This is a genomic window from Bradyrhizobium sp. USDA 326, assembly GCF_049739485.1.
Taxonomy (GTDB): Bacteria; Pseudomonadota; Alphaproteobacteria; order Rhizobiales; family Xanthobacteraceae; genus Bradyrhizobium.
On sequence record NZ_JBMGQA010000001.1, the window covers coordinates 763,661 to 783,862 of the forward strand.

The window sequence follows — 20,202 nt, forward strand, 5'->3', positions numbered from 1 at the left end:
TCACTCCCCGATCAGCTTCAGCCACTCGTCTTCGGTCAGCACCTTCACCCCGTGCTTGTTGGCTTCCGCGAGTTTCGAGCCCGCGCCGGGGCCGGCGACGACGAGATCGGTCTTCTTCGACACCGAGCCCGACACCTTTGCCCCTAGACGCTCCGCCGTCGCCTTGGCTTCATCCCGCGTCATCTTCTCCAGCGAGCCCGTGAACACCACGGTCTTGCCGGCGACGGCCGAGTTGCTCTTCGGCTTCTCGGCGTCGACGATCTCGACCTCCTCCGTCAGCCGCTCGACGATGCCGCGGTTGTGGCTCTCGCCGAAATAATCGGCGATGCTCTTGATCACGGTGTCGCCGATCTGGTCGAGCGCGTCCATCTCCGCGATCGCCTCCTCGTCGCCCTTGGCGACCTTGAGGCAGGCATCGTGGAAGGCGTCCCACGAGCCGTAGCCGCGCGCCAGGGCCAGCGCCGTGGTCTCGCCGACATGGCGCATGCCGAGCGCATAAATGAAGCGCTCCAGCGCGATTCTGCGCCGGCTCTCGATGGCACCGAACAGATTGCGGACCGAGGTCGTGCCATAGCCCTCGATCTCCTCGAGCTTGAGCCTCGCGTTGCGCTTCTCCAGCGTGAAGATGTCGGCAGGCTCCTTCACCCAGCCCTCGTCGAAGAAGTACTGGAGCTGCTTCTCGCCGAGGCCGTCGATGTCGAAGGCGCGCCGCGAGACGAACAGCTTGAGGTGCTCGATCTTCTGATAGGGACAGGCGAACTCGCCGGTGCAGCGGGCGCGCGAGCCCTCCTCGCCCGTCGCCGTCTCCTCGCGCACGACGTCAGTGTGCAGCGGACACGGGCACTTCTTCGGGAAGTGGAACTCCTTGGCACCGCGGGGACGCTTGTCGATGACGACATCGACTACCTGCGGGATGACGTCGCCGGCGCGCTGGATCACGACGGTGTCGCCGATGCGGATGTCGCGACCCTCGCGCAGCACCTCGCCCTTGTTGCCGATGCCCCTGATGTAGTCCTCATTGTGCAGCGTGACGTTCTGCACGATCACGCCGCCGACGCCGACCGGCTCGAGCTTGCCGACCGGCGTGAACGAACCGGTGCGGCCGACCTGGATCTCGATGTCGCGCAATACCGTCATGGCGCGCTCGGCCGGGAATTTGTGCGCGATGCCCCAGCGCGGCGTGCGCGACACGAAGCCAAGCCGCTCCTGCCAATCGATGCGGTCGACCTTGTAGACGACGCCGTCGATGTCGTAGTCGAGCCGCGCGCGCTGCTCCTCGATCGCATGATGAAAGGCGAGCAGCTCCTCGACGGAGTGACAGAGCTTGGTCAGCGGATTGGTCTTGAAGCCGCAGCGCTCGAACCAGTGGATCATGCCGCTCTGGGTCCCTTCCGGCATCGCGCTCATCTCGCCCCACGCATAGGCGAAGAAGCCGAGCGGGCGCGAGGCGGTGATGGTCGGGTCCTTCTGCCGGAGCGAGCCCGCGGCCGAGTTGCGCGGATTGGCGAAAACGGTACCGCCTTCGGCCTTCTGCCGCTCGTTGAGGGCAAGGAACGCCTTCTTGGTCATATAGACTTCGCCGCGCACCTCGCAGACATCTGGAACGTTGCGGCCCTTCAGCTTCTGCGGCACGTCTTCGAGCGTGCGGATGTTGGCGGTGACGTCCTCTCCGACCGCACCGTCGCCGCGCGTTGCGGCGGTGACGAGCTCGCCCCCCTCGTAGCGCAGCGACATCGAGAGCCCGTCGATCTTCGGCTCGGCGGAGAAATTGACCTTGTCGTCGTCGAGCTTCAGAAAGCGCACGATGCGGCCGACGAAGTCGCGCACGTCCTCCTCCGCAAAGGCGTTGTCGAGCGACAGCATGGGAACGGCATGCCGGACTTTCTTGAAACGGCCCGACGGCGCCGCGCCGACCTTCTGCGAGGGCGAGTCCGCGGTGACGAACTCGGGAAAGCGCTTCTCGATCGCGTTGAAGCGCTGGCGCAGCGCGTCGTACTCCGCGTCGGTGACGGTGGGCGCGTCCTCTTGATAGTAGCGCTCGTTGTGCCCCTCGATCTCGAGCGCGAGCCGCATGTGCTCGACCTTGGCCTGCGCCTTGGTGAGGTCGGCGACGTCGCGAAACGGTTTCGATTTTGCTGCTCTTGCCATGGTGCTTGGATACGACGGAGCGGGCCGAGGGGTAAAGGCTTGTGGAAATCTCGTGCCCCAGACGCAGCGCAGCGCCTCGGTGCGCTGCAGAGCCGGGGCCCATGCGACGGGAGCTCTGGGTCCCTGTGTCTGGGAAGTCTGGCATGATGATGGTGGGCGGGAAGCCGTTGGGTCCTTGGCGCTTGACGCCGTGAGCCGGCTCGGTCTCCCGCCCGTTCCATCTATCAACCTGAACAGTTGCACGAGGCTGCGTCAACAGACCTCGCATCACAGGGACAGGCACCGTGATCATATCCTCTCGTTGCGTCGGGATCGACATCTCCAAACATCACCTTGATATTTTCGATGAGGCCATCGGCGTAGCGGAACGCATCGCCAACGCGCCACAGGCCATCACACAGCTGGTGGCGCGTTGGCGATGTGATGCGCTGATCGTCTTCGAGGCTACGGGGGTCTATGACCTCGAGCTTCGGGAGGCCCTGCATCGGGCCGGCATCCGCTTTGCCCGGATCAATCCGGCCCGTGCCCGCGACTTTGCCCGCGCCAGCGGCCAGCTCGCCAAGACCGATCCGATCGATGCGCGGATGCTGGCGGCCTTTGCCCGCGCCATGAAGCCCGCCACCGAGCAGGCCGCGACGCCTGCTCGCAACACTTTGGCAAGGCTTGCAAAACGGCGGGACCAACTGGTTGCCATGAGGGCCCAGGAAAAGAACCGCCGCAGCGAAGCCGAGGACCGCGCCATGGTGGAACGCATCGCTCGCCTCATCGAGGTCCTCAATGATGAGATCGCCGAAATCGACACTGAGATTCATGCGCTCGTCAAAGCCGAACCGGAGCTTGCCAATGATGCACAGTTGATGCGCTCGGTGCCCGGCGTGGGACCCGTCGCTTGCATGCAACTCCTCACCCAGATGCCCGAACTTGGGCGTCTCGGGCCAAAGGAGGTGGCCGCTCTTGCCGGCCTGGCTCCCTTCAATGTCGATAGCGGGGCTTATCGTGGCAAGCGCAAGATCGGCGGCGGACGAAAGCGCGTCCGCGACGCCCTCTACATGGCTGCTCTCAACGCCGTTCGTCGCGCCGATCACTTCAAAATCTTCTATGACCGGCTCCGTCTGGCCGGCAAACCAGCAAAGCTCGCCCTCATTGCTGTCGCAAGGAAGCTGCTGACCATCCTCAACGCAATGCTGCGCGACCGAAAACCCTATAAAATCGCACCATCAACATAACAGTTGCCGGCTCTGCGGAGCAGCGCTACGCGCTGCACCGCGTCCGGGACACGAGAGTCAAGCCGTCGCCGCCTTGAGCAGCCTCTCTGCGGCCGCCCTCGCCTCGGCCGTGATCTCCGCGCCCGCGAGCATGCGCGCGATCTCCTCTCGGCGGTGGTCGGCGGCGAGCGTATTGACGCGGGTGGCGACGCGCTTGCCCTTGTCCAGGGCATCCTTGGAGATCAAGAGGTGCTGGTCGGCGCGGGCGGCGACCTGCGGGGCGTGCGTCACGGCCATGACCTGGACCTTGCCGGCAAGGCGCGCCAGGCGCCCGCCGATGGCGTCCGCGACCGCACCGCCGACACCGGTGTCGATCTCGTCGAACACCAGAGTCGGCGCCGAGCCGCGGTCGGACAGCACGACCTTGAGCGCAAGGAGGAAGCGCGACAGCTCGCCGCCGGAGGCGACTTTCATCAGCGGACCCGGCTTGGTGCCCGGATTGGTCTGGACCCAGAACTCGACACGGTCGAAGCCTTGCGGTCCCGGCGCGGCCTCGTCGGTCTCGACCTGGGTCATGAATTTGGCGCGTTCGAGCTTGAGCGGCGCGAGCTCGGCATTGACCGCCTTGTTGAGCTTCTCCGCCGATTTCTGCCGCGCCAGTGACAGCTTCTTGGCGGAGGCGGCATAGCGGCCGTCTGCCTCGATCGCGGCCTGCTCCAGCTTCTTGAGCCGCGAGGCGCCGGCATCGATCAGCACGACGTCCGCGGCATATTTGGCGGCAAGCGCGGCGAGGCCGTCGACCGGCGTCGAATATTTGCGCGAGGCGGCGCGAAGCGCGAACAGCCGTTCCTCAATGCGCTCGAGCTCGGCCGGATCGAAATCGGTCGCGGCCAGCGCCGCCTGGAGATGCTGATCGGCTTCCTCCAGCGCATTGATCGCAGCGTCGATCGCCTTCACCGCAGGCTCGACCAGTGCCGGCGAGTTGACGCCGCGGCGCTCCAGCCGGCGCACCGCTGCCGACAGCGAGGCGACCGGCGAATGATTGCCGCCGACCGCCTCCTGCGCCTCGCGCAGGTCGGAGGCGATCTTCTCGCCCTGCATCATGGTGGTGCGGCGCGAGGCCAGCGCGGTCTCCTCGCCATCCTTGGGAGCAAGCTGCTTCAGCTCGTCGGAGGCATGGCGGAGATAATCGGCCTCGCGCGCGGCGCTCTCCATGGCGGCGCGATGCTCCTCCAGCGCGGTGTTGGCGGTGCGGCGCGCGTGCCAGAGCGCTTCGACCGCCGCGACGTCCGTCTCCAGGCCGGCAAAAGCATCGAGCAGGCGGCGGTGGGTGGCGGCATCGACCAGCGCGCGCTCGTCGTGCTGGCCGTGGATCTCGACCAGGGCGGCACCGACCGCCTTCAGCGTCTGCACGCTGATCGACTGGTCATTGATGAAGGCGCGGGTGCGGCCGTCGGCGAGCTGCACCCGACGGAGAATCATCTCGCAAGACTCCTCGACACTTGTGCCGTCGAGGCCGTTCTCGGCGAGGATCTTCGCTGCGGGGTGATTCTTTGGGACATCGAATACGGCGGTGACCTGCCCCTGCTCCGCGCCGTGGCGCACGAGGCCTGCATCGCCCCGGCCGCCGAGCGCCAGTGCAAAGGCATCGAGCAGGATGGATTTGCCCGCACCGGTCTCGCCGGTCAAAACCGCGAGGCCCGAGGCGAATTCGATATCGAGCCGTTCGATCAGGACGATGTCACGGATCGACAGACGCGCCAGCATGGAACCAAATTTCCTAGCCGAGTCCCATCTTCTTGAAGGTCCGGCTGATCCAGGACCCCTGATTCTCGCTCGGCTCGAGACCGCCGGATTTTACAAGATTATAGGCGTCCTTGTACCAGCGGCTGTCAGGAAAATTGTGCCCAAGCACGGCCGCCGCGGTCTGCGCCTCGCCGACGATGCCGATCGCCATATAGGCCTCGGTGAGCCGGAACAGCGCCTCCTCGACATGGCGGGTGGTCTGGTACTGCGTGACGACGGTCTTGTAGCGGTTGATCGCGGCCGTGTAGTCGCGCTTCTGGGCGTAGTAGCGGCCGACGTTCATTTCCTTGCCGGCGAGCTGGTCGCGCGCACCCTCGATCTTGGCCTTGGCCGAAGTCGCATATTCGGACGTCGGATACTTGCGCACCACCTCTTCCAGAGCGGCGATCGCCTTCTCGGTGCGGGCCTGGTCGCGGCTGATGTCCGGAATCTGGTCGTAGTGGGAGGCGGCGATCAGATATTGCGCATAGGCCGCGTCCGGGCTGCCGGGATGCAGAGTGACGTAGCGGGTGGCGGCGCCGATGCAGCCGTCATAGTCGCCGCCCTGATAGGACGCATAGGCCGACATCAGCAGCGACTTGCGGGCCCAGTCGGAATAAGGATGCTGGCGGTCGACCTCTTCGAACTTCTTGGTCGCCGCCTTCATGTCCTTCTTCTCGTTCATGAGGTACAAGCCCTCATTGTAGATCTTGTCGGCGGGCTCCTCGATGAAGGTGTCGTCCTTGGCCGTGAACTTGTCCCAGAGCGAGCCGGTGCCGCAGCCGGCGAGCGGCAGCGCGAGCATGATGAAGGTGACGGCCTGCAGCAGCCCACGGGCTCGCGACGAGACCGAGAAATATCCGCGCGTCATACGCTGTGCCGACATGAGTTTAAGCCCTGACGCCCTGTGATGCGGTGCCCGCCAGCCCACGAACCCCGTCCTGGGCGCAAAATGTAACCGTGGTGCCTGCCATGCGACCACGTCGATGGATCCGAAAAACAATCGTTAACCCATCGGATAGGCAGGCATTTCGCCCGGATTAAGGCGAACGTGCCGCAATGCTAGCCGATCTTGGTTACCAGGAGTTTCCCGGGGGGCAAATCGTCGTCACACGCGCGCGCCGACAGGTCTCGTCAGGACACGTCCGGCCCGTAGGCCGCCGCGATCCGACCGCCGACGATACCGCGACCGGTTTCGCCCACGGGACGCGTGGTGCGGCGGACCGCCTCGCCCTCGACCACCCGCCAGGCGGTACGGTCGGCGAGCAGCGCGGTCAGGACAGCGTGGTTGAGCTTGTGGCCGCCGCGGACCGAGCGGTAGGCGCCAAGCAGCGGCAGGCCGGCCAGCGAGAGGTCGCCGATCACATCCAGCACCTTGTGGCGGGCGCATTCATCGGCGTAGCGCAGGCCCTCTGTATTGAGCAGCCGCTCTTCATCGAACACGACGGTGTTGTCGAAGGAGGCGCCGAGGGCATAGCCCGCGCTCCAGAGCCGCGCGACATCGCACATCAGACCGAAAGTCCGGGCACGGCCGATCTCGCGCCGGAAACCTTCAGGATTGAGGTCGAAGACGTAGCTCTGCTGGCCGATGACGGGATTGGTGAAGTCGATCTCGACCTCGACGCGGAAGCCGCTGGCATGCGGCCTGATCTCGCCGAAGGAGTCGCCGATCTTGACCGAGATCGGCTTCAAAACCTGAATGAGACGGCGCTGCGCCGGCTGGGTGACGATGCCGGCCTGGTCGATCGCCGCAATGAAGGCTGCGGCGCTGCCGTCCATGATCGGCACTTCGGGACCGTCGATCTCGATGGTGGCGTTGTCGACCCCCATACCCCGCAGTGCGGCAAGCACGTGCTCGGCGGTGGATACCAGCGGACCACTGCGATCGCCGAGAACGGTCGCGAAGTCGGTCGCCACCACATGCTCGGCAGTCGCCTGAACTTCACGGTCGCTTCCCTCGAGGCCCGTACGGACAAAAATAAAACCTGCGTCGACAGGCGCAGGCCCGAGGGTGAGAGTGACGGGAAGACCGGAATGAACGCCTACGCCTGCCACGGAGGCTTGCGCACGAAGCGTTGTTTGCCGGTTGAATTTCATCAGAAACCGCCCCACTACGATCATCGCGACTTATACAAACTCGCCTCGCCGGTCAGAGCCGACGCCCCGCGAATCCGTATCCCCAAGTCACGGCAAACCATAGTCACTGCCTCAAACAGCGCCAACTCACGCTTTTTTACCGATTGTTACCCCAAACCCGCCGTATTCGCGCCAAGGCTTAACCAAATTGAGCCCAGGCTTGAGACCGTTATCGGCAGTTTTACTGAACCAACAAATGCGTAATTAATGATTTAAAATCAGTCGCTTGGCAAAATAACCCGGGTCTGCACGGGATAAAAGGAAAGGTCCCGGCAAGCTTGCTGCCGAGACCTTTTTCCGTCTGCCTTATTGTAACATTCCTCAGGTCGCCTGCCGGCGCAGGAAGGCCGGGATATCAAGATGGTCGTCGCCCTGTGGCGCCGGCGCAACAGGGGCCGGGCGGCCATGCATGTCCAAGCCCTGCGGCGCAGGACGACGGGCATACTCCGATACCGGCTCGCTGGATGCGATCTGCTGCGCCACGGTCTTCTGCGGGCGGCGCTCAGGCAGCGGCGGCATGGCGGGACCGGCGGTACGGGCCGCGACCGGCGGCTCGCTCTCCTCGTCGCGACGGCCGAGGCCGACATTGGCGAGGCGCTGAAGCAGCGACAGGCGGGTCTTCTGGGGGGTCTCTTCCTCGACCTCGCCGCGGGCCTGACGGATCTCGGCCTGGGCCGGCATCGGCAGTTCCTCGATGCGCGGCATCCGCGGCGCACGGACCGGCGGACGTTCCGCCTGCGGCGGAATGAAGTTTTCGGGCGTCATCGGCTCCTGCATGGCGACCGGGGTCATGTCAGGCTCCGGAAACAGGGTCGGCTTCTGCGCGATCGGACGCACGGTGACGTCGCCATAGGTCTGCGGCGGCGCCGGCGGCTGCGGGGTTTCGGCAACGGCAGCGGCGATGGCGGCGAGCGCAGCACGCTCGACGTTGGGACGGGGCGCGGCGGCGGCCGGAGCCGCGGCCGGGGGCTGCGCTTCCAGCTTCTGGGCGCGTTCGGCCAGACGCTGGTTGTCGGCACGGAGCCGCGCGGTCAGGTCGGCGAGACGGCTCTCGGCAGCGGCGGCAGGTGCGGCCGCCTGCTGCGCCTGCGGTGCCGGGTTTGCGACGGGCGCGGAGGTCGCCTGGCTGTTGCGGGCGATCGCGGCCTGCTCGATGCCGGTGGCGACCACGGAGACGCGGATCAGGCCGTCGAGCGCTTCGTCGAAGGTCGCGCCGACGATGATGTTGGCGTCCTGGTCGACTTCCTCGCGGATGCGGGTCGCGGCCTCGTCAACCTCGAACAGGGTGAGGTCCTTGCCGCCGGTGATGGAGATGAGGAGGCCCTTGGCGCCCTTCATCGAGCTGTCGTCGATCAGCGGGTTGGCGATCGCGGCTTCAGCGGCCGTCAGCGCGCGCTTGTCGCCGGAGGCTTCGCCGGTGCCCATCATCGCCTTGCCCATCTCGCGCATGACGGCGCGGACGTCGGCGAAGTCGAGGTTGATCAGGCCTTCCTTGACCATCAGGTCGGTGATGCAGGCGACGCCCGAATAGAGCACCTGGTCGGCCATCGCGAACGCGTCGGCGAAGGTGGTCTTCTCGTTGGCGACCCGGAACAGGTTCTGGTTCGGGATGATCAGGAGCGTATCGACGACCTTGTGCAGTTCGTTGATGCCGGCTTCCGCGGTGCGCATGCGGCGGCCGCCCTCGAAGTGGAACGGCTTGGTCACGACGCCGACGGTGAGGATGCCCATGTCGCGCGCGGTCTTGGCGATCACGGGAGCGGCGCCGGTGCCGGTGCCGCCGCCCATGCCGGCGGTGACGAACACCATGTTGGCGCCCGAGAGATGGTCGCGCAGCTCGTCGATCACCTCTTCCGCCGCCGCGGCACCGACGTTCGGCTGCGAGCCGGCGCCAAGCCCTTGCGTGACCGCCGTGCCCATCTGCACAATGCGCTGCGCCTTCGACATCGTCAGCGCCTGCGCGTCGGTGTTGGCGACCACGAAGTCGACGCCCTGGAGGCCCGCCGTGATCATGTTGTTGACGGCGTTGCCACCGGCGCCGCCGACGCCGAACACGGTGATCCGGGGCTTCAGTTCGTGAATATCAGGAACATTGATGCTGATGGTCATGGTTGCCTCTCGATCACGCGCGCGTGGGTTCGCCCCGGCCGGCGGCCGCGGGAGTTGGTGAAAATCGAAGATTGCGGAAAGCGGTCATCAGAAGCCCTCGCGTAGCCATCGTCCGACCTTTCCGAAATATCCGCCGGTCCCTGTCCTGACCTGCTGCCGCGTATGCCGCGGTTCGACATGTTCGAGGTGAACATATTGCGGGTAGACGAGGAGTCCGGCCGGCACCGCGAACGCGGCGTTCTTCGCCTCGTTGGGCAGCCGGCCGAAACCGAGCGGACGGCCGACCCGCACGGGCCGGCCGAGAATCTGGGTGCCGAGCTCGACGAGGCCGGTGAGCTGCGAGGCACCGCCCGACAGCACGACGCGGCCGTTGGGCTCTGAGGCGAAGGGCGAATCCTTCAGCTTGTCCCGAACCATTTCGAAGACTTCCTCGGCACGGTGCTTGACGATGTTCGCGATGGTGGCGCGGGAGACGATCTGCGGCAGATCCTGCTCGTCACCGGCCGTCGGCACAGACATCAGCTCACGCGAGTCCGATCCGCCGGTGATGACGGTGCCGTATAACGTCTTGATTCGCTCGGCATCGGCAATGGTCGCGGAGAGTCCGCGCGCAAGATCCATCGTGATGTGTTGCCCGCCGACCGCAAAGCCGGCCGCATGCACGAAGCGCCCGCCGGAAAAGACCGCGATCGTGGTCGTGCCCGCACCCATCTCGACGACGGCAGCGCCGAGATCGGCCTCGTCGTCGGTCAGCACCGACAGGCCGGCCACATAGGGGCTCGCCGCCATGGCTTCGACATTGATGTGGCAGCGTTCCACCGCCAGCATCAGGTTCCGCGCCACGGTGGCGTCGCAGGTGACGACGTTCATGTCGACGCCGAACTGGTGCGCGACCATGCCGCGGGGATCGCGGATGCCCTTGACGCCGTCAAGCGTGTAGCCGACCGGCAGCGCGTGCAGCACGGTGCGGCCCTCGCCGGTGGCGTGGCGCATGCCGGTGGAGGTGACGCGGCTGACATCGGCGGGCGTCACGGCGCCGCCACGGATGTCTGCGGCGGCTTCGACGAGCTGGCCGGAGAGCCGGCCGCCGGAGACCGAGAGCAGCACCGACTCGACCCGCACTTTGGCCATTTTCTCCGCGAGCCCGACGGCCTGGCGCACCGCCTGCTCGCATTCGGTAAGATCGATCACCGCGCCGGCCTTCATCCCGCGCGACTGGATCTGGCTGTAGCCGATCAGTTCCACCGCATGAGTGCGGCCGCGCAGCGCATCGCTCGGGGGCGACGGCTTTAGCCGTGCGATCATGCAGGCGATCTTGCTGGTGCCGATGTCGAGGCAGGCGACGATGCCGCCGCGCTTGTGCGGCATCGGGCGCGTCTTCGGCGTCTGGGTGCGATCGAGACCGGTCATGCGGAATCCCCGGCCTTCTTTTTCTTCTTGTCCTTGAACTGATCCTCGCGCGCCTTGGCGGCGTCCTCGGACAGCTGCACCACCAGTCGATCGGGCAGGCGCATGTCGACGGCGACGATATCGCGGGAGAACAGCCTGTCGTCCTTGTCGAGCTTCGACAGCATCGCGAGCGCGTTGCCGACGTCCTGCTCGGGCAGGCGGATGTCGAGGCCGTCCTTGAGCCTCAGGTTCCAGCGCCGCTCGCCAACGAAGACCGCGGCTTTCGTCACCGAATTGACCTGCGGATAGCGCGCCAGCAGCGCTAGGAAATCGCGCGCCTGCGTGTCGGCCCCCTTGCCGACCACGAGCGGCAGCGACAGAAAGCGGCGCGAGACGTAGGGTTCGAGCACGGCGCCGTCATCGGCGATGACGGAAAGCCGGCCGGCCTCCTGCCACAGCGCGAACGCCTTGCGCTCGGTGAGCTCGATCATGAGCTGGCCCGGATAGAGCTTCAGCACGGTCGCATCCGCGATCCATGGATTGGCCTTGAGCTTGTCGCGCACCGCTTCGGCGTCGAGGAACAGCAGCGAGGAGCGGCCGCTGACGCCGCCGATGGCGAGGATCTCGTCCTGGGTGAGCTGCTTGCGGCCGTTGATCACGACCGAGGTGATGCGGAATCCGGCGGAATTGGCCAGCGCGTTGCGGGCGTCGCTGACCGCGGTGATGAAGTCCTGGAGATGGCCGCCCTTGACGATGCCGAAGCCGCAGCTTCCGATCAGCAGCAGCACGGTCATGCTGAGTCCGACCCGGTGCGGCAGATAGCGCTCGACCAGCGCAACCATTCGCGGCGGCGGCTCACGCTCGACGACGGCCTTGGCCCTGCTCTTGATCTTGTCCTTGGCGGCGGCGCGCGCGGCCTGGAGTCTTTCCTGTCGCTTGTCCTGCACCCACTCGCGCAGAAGCACGACCGCTCCGACAGCGGCCGCCTTCAGGTCAGCTTGGGGCCTCAGCGACCTGAAAACCGATCGGGTGAGGCTTCCTGCTCCATCCATTGCACGGGCTCGTCAACAGTTTCCCCGCGACATCGCGCGGATCCTGGCGAACATGACGTCTCGGACCTGCCGGGCCGGGTGCTGGTCTTCAGCAGAAGAAAACCTCTCCCCTTCAAAGCGTTCGCTGGAGGTGAGATCACCCGCGACAGCTCACGCGCCGGCAGCCAAAGCGCCATATGCGCCGCCAGCGTTAACCTTCGGACGTCCTGGTAAACAAAAGGTAAAATTCGTTAACGACATGCGCATTTTGCCCCGCGATATCCGGCATTTGTGGCGCGATGTCCGGCATTTTACCGGTTTTGGCCGCCAAACCGGGCGATTTCGCCCATCCGGCCGTTAACCAGTTCCGATTATTTCCGCACGCGCTGCCCGGCGAGCTCGACCAGGCCGCGCAGGAAGTCGACGAACTCGATTCCTGCGGCTTTCAGCGCCTTGGGGTAGAGCGAGGACTTGGTCAGCCCGGGGAGCGTGTTGGTTTCGAGATAGACGAGGCCCTTGTCCGAGACAATGAAGTCCGAGCGGGAATAGCCGGAGCAGGACATCGCACGATGCGCCAGCATCGCCTGTTCCTTGAGCGCTGCGGTGATCTCAGGTGCGAAACGGCCAGGGCAGATCTCCTGGGTCGACTTCAGGAGATATTTCGCCGCGTAGTCGAAACTGCCCTCGCCCGGAATGATCTCGATCGGCGGCAGCGAGACGATCGAGCCATCGGTGCGCTCCAGCACGCCGCAGGTCGCCTCGACGCCGGCGATATAGGGCTCGATCACGTACTCTTCGTGCCTGGCCGCATTGCGGACGGCGACGAGATCCTGCTTGGCGTTGACGAAGATCAGCCCGTAGCTCGAGCCGTCGCGTGCCGGCTTCGCGATCAGCCGTCCGTACTCGGCGAAGGCCTCGTCGATGTTATCAAGCGCAAGATTCGCCGGCGGCGTCACGCCGCCGAGGGCGGCGAACCGCTTGGCCGCGATCTTGTCGAAGGCGAGATGCGAGGAGGCCGAGCCCGAGCCGGTGAAGGGCACGCCGCGCGCCTCGCACATCACCTGCAATTCGCCGTTCTCGGCCCGCCCGCCATGCAGGCCGAGCACCAGCACCCGCCCTTCCGCCTTGGCCTGGTCGAGCGCCTGCTCCAGCGGAATGCCCGATGTGCCCGGCTTGAACTCGTCCTCGAATGGGCGGGCATGTTCGAGCAGCTGCCGCGACTGGACGACATGCACCTTGTCCTCGACGTCCCACCACCAGAGATCGGCCTCGGGCAGTGCCTGATGCAGGGCCTGAGCCGAGGCGACCGAAACCAGACGCTCCCGGTTGGAGCCGCCGAAAAGGATGGTGATGCGCATATTCTCCGTTACCTATCCAGTTGTCATTCCGGGACGATGCGCAGCATCGAACCCGGAATCTCGAGATTCTCAGGTGCGCAATTGCGCACCATAGTTGCGCTGCGCCTCCCCGGAATGACGGTGATCATGACACCCCGATCCGCTTAATTTCCCAGTGTAGCTCGATTCCGGAATTTGCCTTCACCCGTTCGCGCACGGTCTCGCCCAGCGTCTCGATATCGTGTGCGGTGGCATCGCCCGTGTTGATCAGGAAATTGCAGTGCATCTCGGAGACCTGCGCGCCGCCGACGCGCAAGCCGCGGCACCCGGCGGCATCAACCAGCTTCCAGGCGGAATGACCCGGTGGGTTCTTGAAGGTCGAGCCGCCGGTCTTCTCGCGGATCGGCTGCGCGGTCTCGCGGTGCGCTTGCACTTCCGCCATGCGTGCGCGGATTGCCTCCGCATCCCTGATCTCGCCGCGAAAGCGGGCGGAGGTGAAGATGATGGAGGGATCGACGCCGCTGTTGCGGTAGACGAACTTCATGTCCGCGTTGGAGAAGACGTGCTTGGTGCCGTCGCGCCCCACACCCCTCGCCTCGATCAGCACATTCTTGGTCTCGCCGCCATTGGCGCCCGCGTTCATGCGCAGCGCGCCGCCGATCGTGCCAGGAATGCCGAAGTAGAATTCGAGCCCGCCGATATTGGCGGACGCCGCCACCTCCGCCACACGCTTGTCGAGCGCGGCAGCGCCGGCGGTGACGAGGTCTCCGCTTGCGGTGGCCTCGCCGAAGCCGCGCGGCGAAAGGCGGATCACGACGCCCGCAATGCCGCCATCGCGCACGATCAGGTTGGAGCCGACGCCGACGACATAGACCGGAATGTCGCTGGCGAGACGCGCGAGGAAATAGGCGAGATCGTCTTCGTTCGCGGGCGTGAAAAGCACCTGCGCCGGACCGCCGACGCGAAACCAGGTGAGCTCGGCCAGCGACTGGTTCGCCAGCAGCCGGCCGCGAAGGTCGGGCATCGCGGCTTTGAGTGAAGGGGTGATGTCGGGGAAGCTCATGGTGCGCCGACCGACATGCGAGCTGCGTTGAGATTGCGTCGCGTAACGCTATCCGCCAGCGCCCGGGGCTTCCCCCTCTCCCCAACCCTCCCCCGCAAGCGGGGAGGGAGCCTGACCAGCGTGCTCGCCTCACCTGGCATCACAGCTGCAGTCTGAGCCTTTGCGAGAGTGAGGAAGGCACCGGCGGACGGGTTCCCTCCCCCCTTGCGGGGGAGGGTTAGGGAGAGGGGTGGCCACACGGGCGGTGATCGACGATGGCTCGACATCCGCTCGCTCACCCCAGCGCCTTCAACTGGTCCGGCAGTGTATACGCCCATTGCGTGATGTTGCCGGCCCCGAGGCACACGACGAGATCGCCAGGCTTCGCGATCCCTTTGACGATGCCCGCCAGCTCCGATGCCGCCGGCAGCGGGATCACCTCGCGATGACCGTGGGCACGCAGGCCGGCGACGAAGTGATCGCGGTCGACGCCCTCGATCGGCGCCTCGCCGGCGGCGTAGACGTCAGCGACGATCACCGCATCGGCGTCGTTGAAGCAGGTGCAGAACTCCTCGAACAGGGATTGTAGGCGGGTATAGCGGTGCGGCTGCACCACGGCGATCACTTTGCCGGTGTAGGAATCGCGCGCCGCTTTCAGCACGGCCGCGATCTCCACGGGGTGATGGCCGTAATCGTCGATGACGGTGACGCCGTTCCATTTGCCGGTCTTGGTGAAGCGGCGCTTGACGCCTCCGAAGCCTGCGATGGCACTGCGGATCTTGTCGTCGGACACACCGAGCGCGTGAGCGACCGCAATCGCCGCCGTCGCGTTGGAGGCGTTGTGCCGGCCCGGCATCGGGAGCGCGAGGTCGGCGATCTCGTGTGTGGTGCCTGCCTTGCGGTCGCGGATTACGACCTTGAACTTCGAGCCGCCGCCGCCCGCGGTGAGATCGACCAGGCGCGCATCGGCCTGCGGATTTTCCCCGTAGGTGATGATCCGGCGGTCCTCGATCCTGCCGACGAGGCTCTGCACCACGGGATGATCGATGCACATCACGGCAAAGCCGTAGAACGGGAGGTTCTCGACGAAGTGGCGGAAGGCGTCCTGCACGGCGTCGAAGGTCTTGAAGTGGTCGAGATGCTCGGGATCGACGTTGGTGACGATCGCGACATCGGTCGGAAGCTTCAGGAAGGTGCCGTCGCTCTCGTCGGCCTCCACCACCATCCAGTCGCCGGCTCCCAGCCGCGCGTTGGAGCCGTAGGCATTGATGATGCCGCCGTTGATCACGGTGGGATCGAGCCCGCCGGCGTCGAGCAGCGTTGCGACCATCGTGGTCGTCGTGGTCTTGCCGTGGGTGCCGGCGATGGCGACGCAGCTCTTCAAGCGCATCAGCTCGGCCAGCATCTCGGCGCGGCGCACCACGGGAATGCGCCTCTCGCGCGCCGCCATCAATTCCGGATTGTCGCGCTTGATCGCGGAGGACACGACCACGACCTCGGCACCGTCGACATTCTCGGCCTTGTGGCCGACCGAAACCTTCGCGCCCTTCTTGCGCAGGCGGTCGAGGTTGTAATTGTCGGCGGCGTCCGAGCCCTGCACGGCATAGCCGAGATTGACCAGCACCTCGGCGATTCCGCTCATGCCGATCCCGCCGATCCCGACGAAGTGGATGGGTCCGATCTCGCGCGGCAGTCTCATACTGTCTCCTCGACGTCGCAAAGCCTGAGATTCAAATCAGCCTGCGTCGACTATTGGATGCCCCGCTTTCGCGGGGCATGACAAGGGGCATTTTTGGTCACTCCGGGGCGCTCGCATCGCGAGCGAACCCGGAATCTCGAGGTTCCGGATCGGTCCGCGTCGCGGCCCGTCCGGAATGACGGGTGCTACACGCCCGCGACCTTGACCACGAGATCCGCCAGACGCTCGGCCGCATCGAGCCGCCCCACCCCCTTCGCGGCCGCGGCCATGGCGGTAAGGCGCGCCGGCTCAGCGGCCAGGCCGGAGATTTCGGCGGCAAGGCGGTCGGAGGTGAACTCGGTCTGCGGGATACGGATCGCGCCGTCGACCTTGACCAGCACGCCGGCATTGGCGAACTGGTCCTGGTCGATCGAGCCGGGCAGCGGCACCAGGATGGAGGGCCGGCCGATCGCCGCGAGCTCGGCGACGGTGCCCGCGCCGGAGCGCGACACCACGAGATGGTTGGAGGCGAGCCGCGCCGGCAGATCGGTGAAGAACGGCGCGAGCTCCACCTTGATCTTGAGCCTGTCGTAGACTGTGCGCACGCGGCTCATGTCCTCTTCGCGCACCTGCTGGGTGAGGACGAGGCGGCTCCATAACGCGGGCTCGAGCCGCTCGATCGCGCCCGGCACGATATCGGCCATGATGCGCGCGCCCTGGCTGCCGCCGACGACGAGCAGGCGCAGCGGACCATTCACCTCGGGGGGGCTATATTTCACCGCAGCGGCGGCGAGAACCGCCGGCCGCATCGGCGTGCCGACGGTCGTGGTCTTGGCCGACAGCGCCGGATCGCGATCGAGGACGCCGGGCAAGGACGTTGCGATGGCGCGGACGCGGCCCGACAGAAACCGGTTGGCACGGCCGAGCACCGCATTGGCGTCGTGGATGATGCCGGGCACGCCGGCGAATTTCGCAGCGACCAGCGGCGGCAGCGTCGGATAGCCGCCGAAGCCGACGACGGCGACCGGCTTGAGCCGCTTGATCAGGAGGTAGGCGGAGAGCGTGCCCGCGGCGAGCGTGAGGCCGGCATAGGCGAGTTGCAACGGATTGCGGCCGCGCGCCGTCTCGCTTCTGACGATGTCGATCATGTCCTTGCTGAACAGCCCGCTGTAGCGCAGCGCGCGCTCGTCCGTGACGAGGCGGACGCGAAAGCCGCGCCGGATCAATTCGACGCCGAGCGCCTCGGCCGGAAACAGATGGCCGCCGGTGCCGCCCGCGGCGAGAAGAATCAGGGGGGACGTGTCCATGGTGGGAGTTTTACAGGGTCTCAGTCGTCATTGCGAGCGAAGCGAAGCAATCCCTCCGCAGGGACAGCCTGGATTGCTTCGTCGCTTCGCTCCTCGCAATGACGGGTTACGCGTAGCTGCGCATCGCCTCGGCATGGCCGCTCGCTTCGACCTCGGTGCGCGGGCGCAGCCGCGTCAGCGCCAGCATCATGCCGACACCATAGGCCAGCGACACGATCGAGGAGCCGCCATAGGAGATGAACGGCAGCGTCATGCCCTTGGCGGGAATGAGCTGGAGGTTGACCGACATGTTGATCGCGGCCTGCACGCCGAACAGGATCGCGAGGCCCGAGGCCGCGAAGCGCGAGAACATGTCCTCATTGGCGTAGGCCCGCGACAGCGTGCGGATGACGACGAAAGCGAACAGCGCCAGCATCGCAAGGCACAGGATGATGCCGAACTCCTCGGCGGCGACTGCGAACACGAAATCGGTGTGGCTGTCCGGCAGGCTGCGCTTGGCGATGCCCTCGCCCGGTCCGAGCCCGAACCAGCCGCCATTATAGAAGGCCTCCATCGCGGTATCGACCTGGAAGGTGTCGCCCGAGGCCGGATTCATGAAGCGCCTGATGCGGCCGGCAACGTGCGGGACGAACAGATAGGCGCTGAACAGGCCGGCGGCACCGAGACCTGCGAGACCGAACACCCAGATCATCCGCATGCCCGCGATGAAGAACAGCGAGCCCCACACCATCAGGATCAGCATGGTCTGGCCGAAATCCGGCTCCATCACCAGCAGCGCGACCAGCATCAGGAGCAGCACCACAGCCATCGAGGTCGCCGGCATCTCCGGCCGTCTGGTCGACTCCGCGAACAGCCAGGCGGCGATGACGACGAACGACGGCTTTGCGATTTCGGAGGCCTGGATGTTGACGCCGAGCAGCGTGATCCAGCGCCGCGAGCCCTTCACCTCAGGACCGATCGCGAGCGTGAGCACGATCAGGATGATGCTGATCGCGAAGATGGTGAGCGCGCTCCGCCGGATGGCACGCGGCGACAGGAAGGACACGCCGATGAGCACGATGCAGGACGGCACCAGGAACAACACGTGGCGGCTGAAGAAATGGAAGGGATCGAGCCCAATGCGGGTCGCCACCGGCGGGCTCGCCGCCAGCGACAGGATCACCCCGGTCAGCATCAAGGCCAGGATGGCGCCCATCAGCGGCTTGTCGACGGTCCACCACCACTCGGAAAAGGGGGTGCGTTCTTCACGGGAGAGCATGGGCGGCCGCTTTCGGACAGAGGTCCGTCCATTGGTCGCCGAGGTTGGTTACCGGGGGGTTAAGAAGATTGATCAAGTTGTGGAGAGGCCCGTGCCCCGGACGCAGCGCAGCGTGCCCCTGGCGATGCGAAACATCGTCCAGTGCGGCATGGTGCGCTGCAAAGCCGGAGCCCATATCGCGGCAGTGTATCGTGTAGCGGTCTGGGTCCCTGTGTCTGGGAAGTCTGGCATGATGATGGTGGGCGGGAAGCCGTTGGGTCCTTGGCGCTTGACGCCGTGAGCCGGCTCGGTCTCCCGCCCGTTCCATCTATCAACCTGAACAGTTGCACGAGGCTGCGTCAACAGACCTCGCATCACAGGGACAGGCACCGTGATCATATCCTCTCGTTGCGTCGGGATCGACATCTCCAAACATCACCTTGATATTTTCGATGAGGCCATCGGCGTAGCGGAACGCATCGCCAACGCGCCACAGGCCATCACACAGCTGGTGGCGCGTTGGCGATGTGATGCGCTGATCGTCTTCGAGGCTACGGGGGTCTATGACCTCGAGCTTCGGGAGGCCCTGCATCGGGCCGGCATCCGCTTTGCCCGGATCAATCCGGCCCGTGCCCGCGACTTTGCCCGCGCCAGCGGCCAGCTCGCCAAGACCGATCCGATCGATGCGCGGATGCTGGCGGCCTTTGCCCGCGCCATGAAGCCCGCCACCGAGCAGGCCGCGACGCCTGCTCGCAACACTTTGGCAAGGCTTGCAAAACGGCGGGACCAACTGGTTGCCATGAGGGCCCAGGAAAAGAACCGCCGCAGCGAAGCCGAGGACCGCGCCATGGTGGAACGCATCGCTCGCCTCATCGAGGTCCTCAATGATGAGATCGCCGAAATCGACACTGAGATTCATGCGCTCGTCAAAGCCGAACCGGAGCTTGCCAATGATGCACAGTTGATGCGCTCGGTGCCCGGCGTGGGACCCGTCGCTTGCATGCAACTCCTCACCCAGATGCCCGAACTTGGGCGTCTCGGGCCAAAGGAGGTGGCCGCTCTTGCCGGCCTGGCTCCCTTCAATGTCGATAGCGGGGCTTATCGTGGCAAGCGCAAGATCGGCGGCGGACGAAAGCGCGTCCGCGACGCCCTCTACATGGCTGCTCTCAACGCCGTTCGTCGCGCCGATCACTTCAAAATCTTCTATGACCGGCTCCGTCTGGCCGGCAAACCAGCAAAGCTCGCCCTCATTGCTGTCGCAAGGAAGCTGCTGACCATCCTCAACGCAATGCTGCGCGACCGAAAACCCTATAAAATCGCACCATCAACATAACAGTTGCCGGCTCTGCGGAGCGTCACTTCGTGCCGCACCGCGTCCGGGACACGAGCGCCCTATTCGTAGTTGATCGCAACGTCCCCCGCGCGCTGATCGCGCTTGTAGATCTGATCTGGCCCGGGGATGAACCCGATCCTGACCGCGCGCTCACTGCTCCACGCGACGACAACATCAAGGTGCCCGCGCAGGCTGACGAAAGTCGGCGTGCTCTCCGGCGAGAACGTCCGGCCGCGCGCCAGGATGCTGGCTTGCGTGCTGTCGGGCACCGTCGCGCCGCACGACTTCCAGACCACGACAACCAACTGGCTACCGCTTGGCGAGGCGAATGCGCGCTGGCGAACGACGCGGCATGCGCCGAATCCAGTCATGACACTGTCGACGATGACAACGAAGATAAAACCCGCGACGACCGGGACAGCAAGCGCAGCGACGACAAGTCCGATCCAGCGTCGCCGCGACATT

15 protein-coding genes are annotated in these 20,202 nt (G+C 65.7%); 2 read left to right on the forward strand and 13 right to left on the reverse strand.

All coding sequences use genetic code 11. The features are described 5' to 3' along the window. Complete coding sequence (ligA, locus tag ABIG06_RS03665; RefSeq protein ID WP_124160003.1) at positions 1-2,148, reverse strand: NAD-dependent DNA ligase LigA; 2,148 nt, start codon at positions 2,146-2,148, stop codon at positions 1-3. 284 nt (positions 2,149-2,432) lie between these two features. On the opposite strand from ligA, the gene ABIG06_RS03670 reads away from it, so the two are divergent. Beyond that, positions 2,433-3,374 carry an IS110 family transposase gene (locus tag ABIG06_RS03670; protein WP_370134307.1) on the forward strand — a complete coding sequence of 314 codons (942 nt, stop codon included), beginning with the start codon at positions 2,433-2,435 and terminating at the stop codon, positions 3,372-3,374. Positions 3,375-3,431: 57 nt separating this feature from the next. Here the strand turns inward: ABIG06_RS03670 and recN are convergent, their stop codons facing one another. The 11 genes from recN to ftsW all read right to left on the reverse strand — a co-directional run bounded on the left by recN (position 3,432) and on the right by ftsW (position 18,425). Further along, entirely contained in the window at positions 3,432-5,120 is a 1,689-nt protein-coding gene (gene recN / locus ABIG06_RS03675; protein ID WP_370134310.1) for a DNA repair protein RecN, read from the reverse strand. 13 nt (positions 5,121-5,133) lie between these two features. Then, the gene (locus ABIG06_RS03680) at positions 5,134-6,024 is read right to left on the reverse strand and encodes an outer membrane protein assembly factor BamD (protein WP_124160005.1); all 891 of its coding nucleotides are present in this window, start codon (positions 6,022-6,024) and stop codon (positions 5,134-5,136) included. Between the two features lie 248 nt (positions 6,025-6,272). After that, on the reverse strand, positions 6,273-7,235 hold the full coding sequence (gene lpxC, locus ABIG06_RS03685) for a UDP-3-O-acyl-N-acetylglucosamine deacetylase (protein WP_124160006.1): 963 nt from the start codon (positions 7,233-7,235) through the stop codon (positions 6,273-6,275). Between the two features lie 360 nt (positions 7,236-7,595). Continuing rightward, the gene (gene ftsZ / locus ABIG06_RS03690; protein WP_124160007.1) at positions 7,596-9,383 is read right to left on the reverse strand and encodes a cell division protein FtsZ; all 1,788 of its coding nucleotides are present in this window, start codon (positions 9,381-9,383) and stop codon (positions 7,596-7,598) included. Between the two features lie 87 nt (positions 9,384-9,470). Beyond that, the gene (gene ftsA / locus ABIG06_RS03695; protein ID WP_124160008.1) at positions 9,471-10,793 is read right to left on the reverse strand and encodes a cell division protein FtsA; all 1,323 of its coding nucleotides are present in this window, start codon (positions 10,791-10,793) and stop codon (positions 9,471-9,473) included. Further along, positions 10,790-11,824: a cell division protein FtsQ/DivIB gene (locus tag ABIG06_RS03700; protein ID WP_124160009.1), complete on the reverse strand. Its 1,035-nt coding sequence runs from the start codon at positions 11,822-11,824 to the stop codon at positions 10,790-10,792. Before ABIG06_RS03700 ends, ftsA begins: the two co-directional genes overlap by 4 nt. 350 nt (positions 11,825-12,174) lie before the next feature. Beyond that, positions 12,175-13,161, reverse strand: coding sequence for a D-alanine--D-alanine ligase family protein (locus ABIG06_RS03705; RefSeq protein ID WP_370134314.1), 987 nt, complete (start codon positions 13,159-13,161; stop codon positions 12,175-12,177). A 124-nt stretch (positions 13,162-13,285) separates the two neighbouring features. Beyond that, positions 13,286-14,203, reverse strand: a complete 918-nt coding sequence (gene murB / locus ABIG06_RS03710) for a UDP-N-acetylmuramate dehydrogenase (protein WP_370134317.1) — start codon at positions 14,201-14,203, stop codon at positions 13,286-13,288. A gap of 274 nt (positions 14,204-14,477) precedes the next feature. Further along, entirely contained in the window at positions 14,478-15,881 is a 1,404-nt protein-coding gene (murC, locus tag ABIG06_RS03715; RefSeq protein ID WP_424578075.1) for a UDP-N-acetylmuramate--L-alanine ligase, read from the reverse strand. A gap of 185 nt (positions 15,882-16,066) precedes the next feature. Beyond that, on the reverse strand, positions 16,067-17,167 hold the full coding sequence (gene murG / locus ABIG06_RS03720) for an undecaprenyldiphospho-muramoylpentapeptide beta-N-acetylglucosaminyltransferase (protein WP_370134322.1): 1,101 nt from the start codon (positions 17,165-17,167) through the stop codon (positions 16,067-16,069). Between the two features lie 106 nt (positions 17,168-17,273). Next, positions 17,274-18,425 carry a putative lipid II flippase FtsW gene (ftsW, locus tag ABIG06_RS03725; RefSeq protein WP_124160014.1) on the reverse strand — a complete coding sequence of 384 codons (1,152 nt, stop codon included), beginning with the start codon at positions 18,423-18,425 and terminating at the stop codon, positions 17,274-17,276. Between the two features lie 370 nt (positions 18,426-18,795). Here ftsW and ABIG06_RS03730 point away from each other — a divergent pair, with 370 nt between their 5' ends. After that, positions 18,796-19,737 carry an IS110 family transposase gene (locus ABIG06_RS03730; protein ID WP_370134307.1) on the forward strand — a complete coding sequence of 314 codons (942 nt, stop codon included), beginning with the start codon at positions 18,796-18,798 and terminating at the stop codon, positions 19,735-19,737. Positions 19,738-19,796: 59 nt separating this feature from the next. Here the strand turns inward: ABIG06_RS03730 and ABIG06_RS03735 are convergent, their stop codons facing one another. After that, positions 19,797-20,201, reverse strand: coding sequence for a hypothetical protein (locus ABIG06_RS03735; protein WP_370134325.1), 405 nt, complete (start codon positions 20,199-20,201; stop codon positions 19,797-19,799). Position 20,202 lies beyond the last annotated feature (1 nt).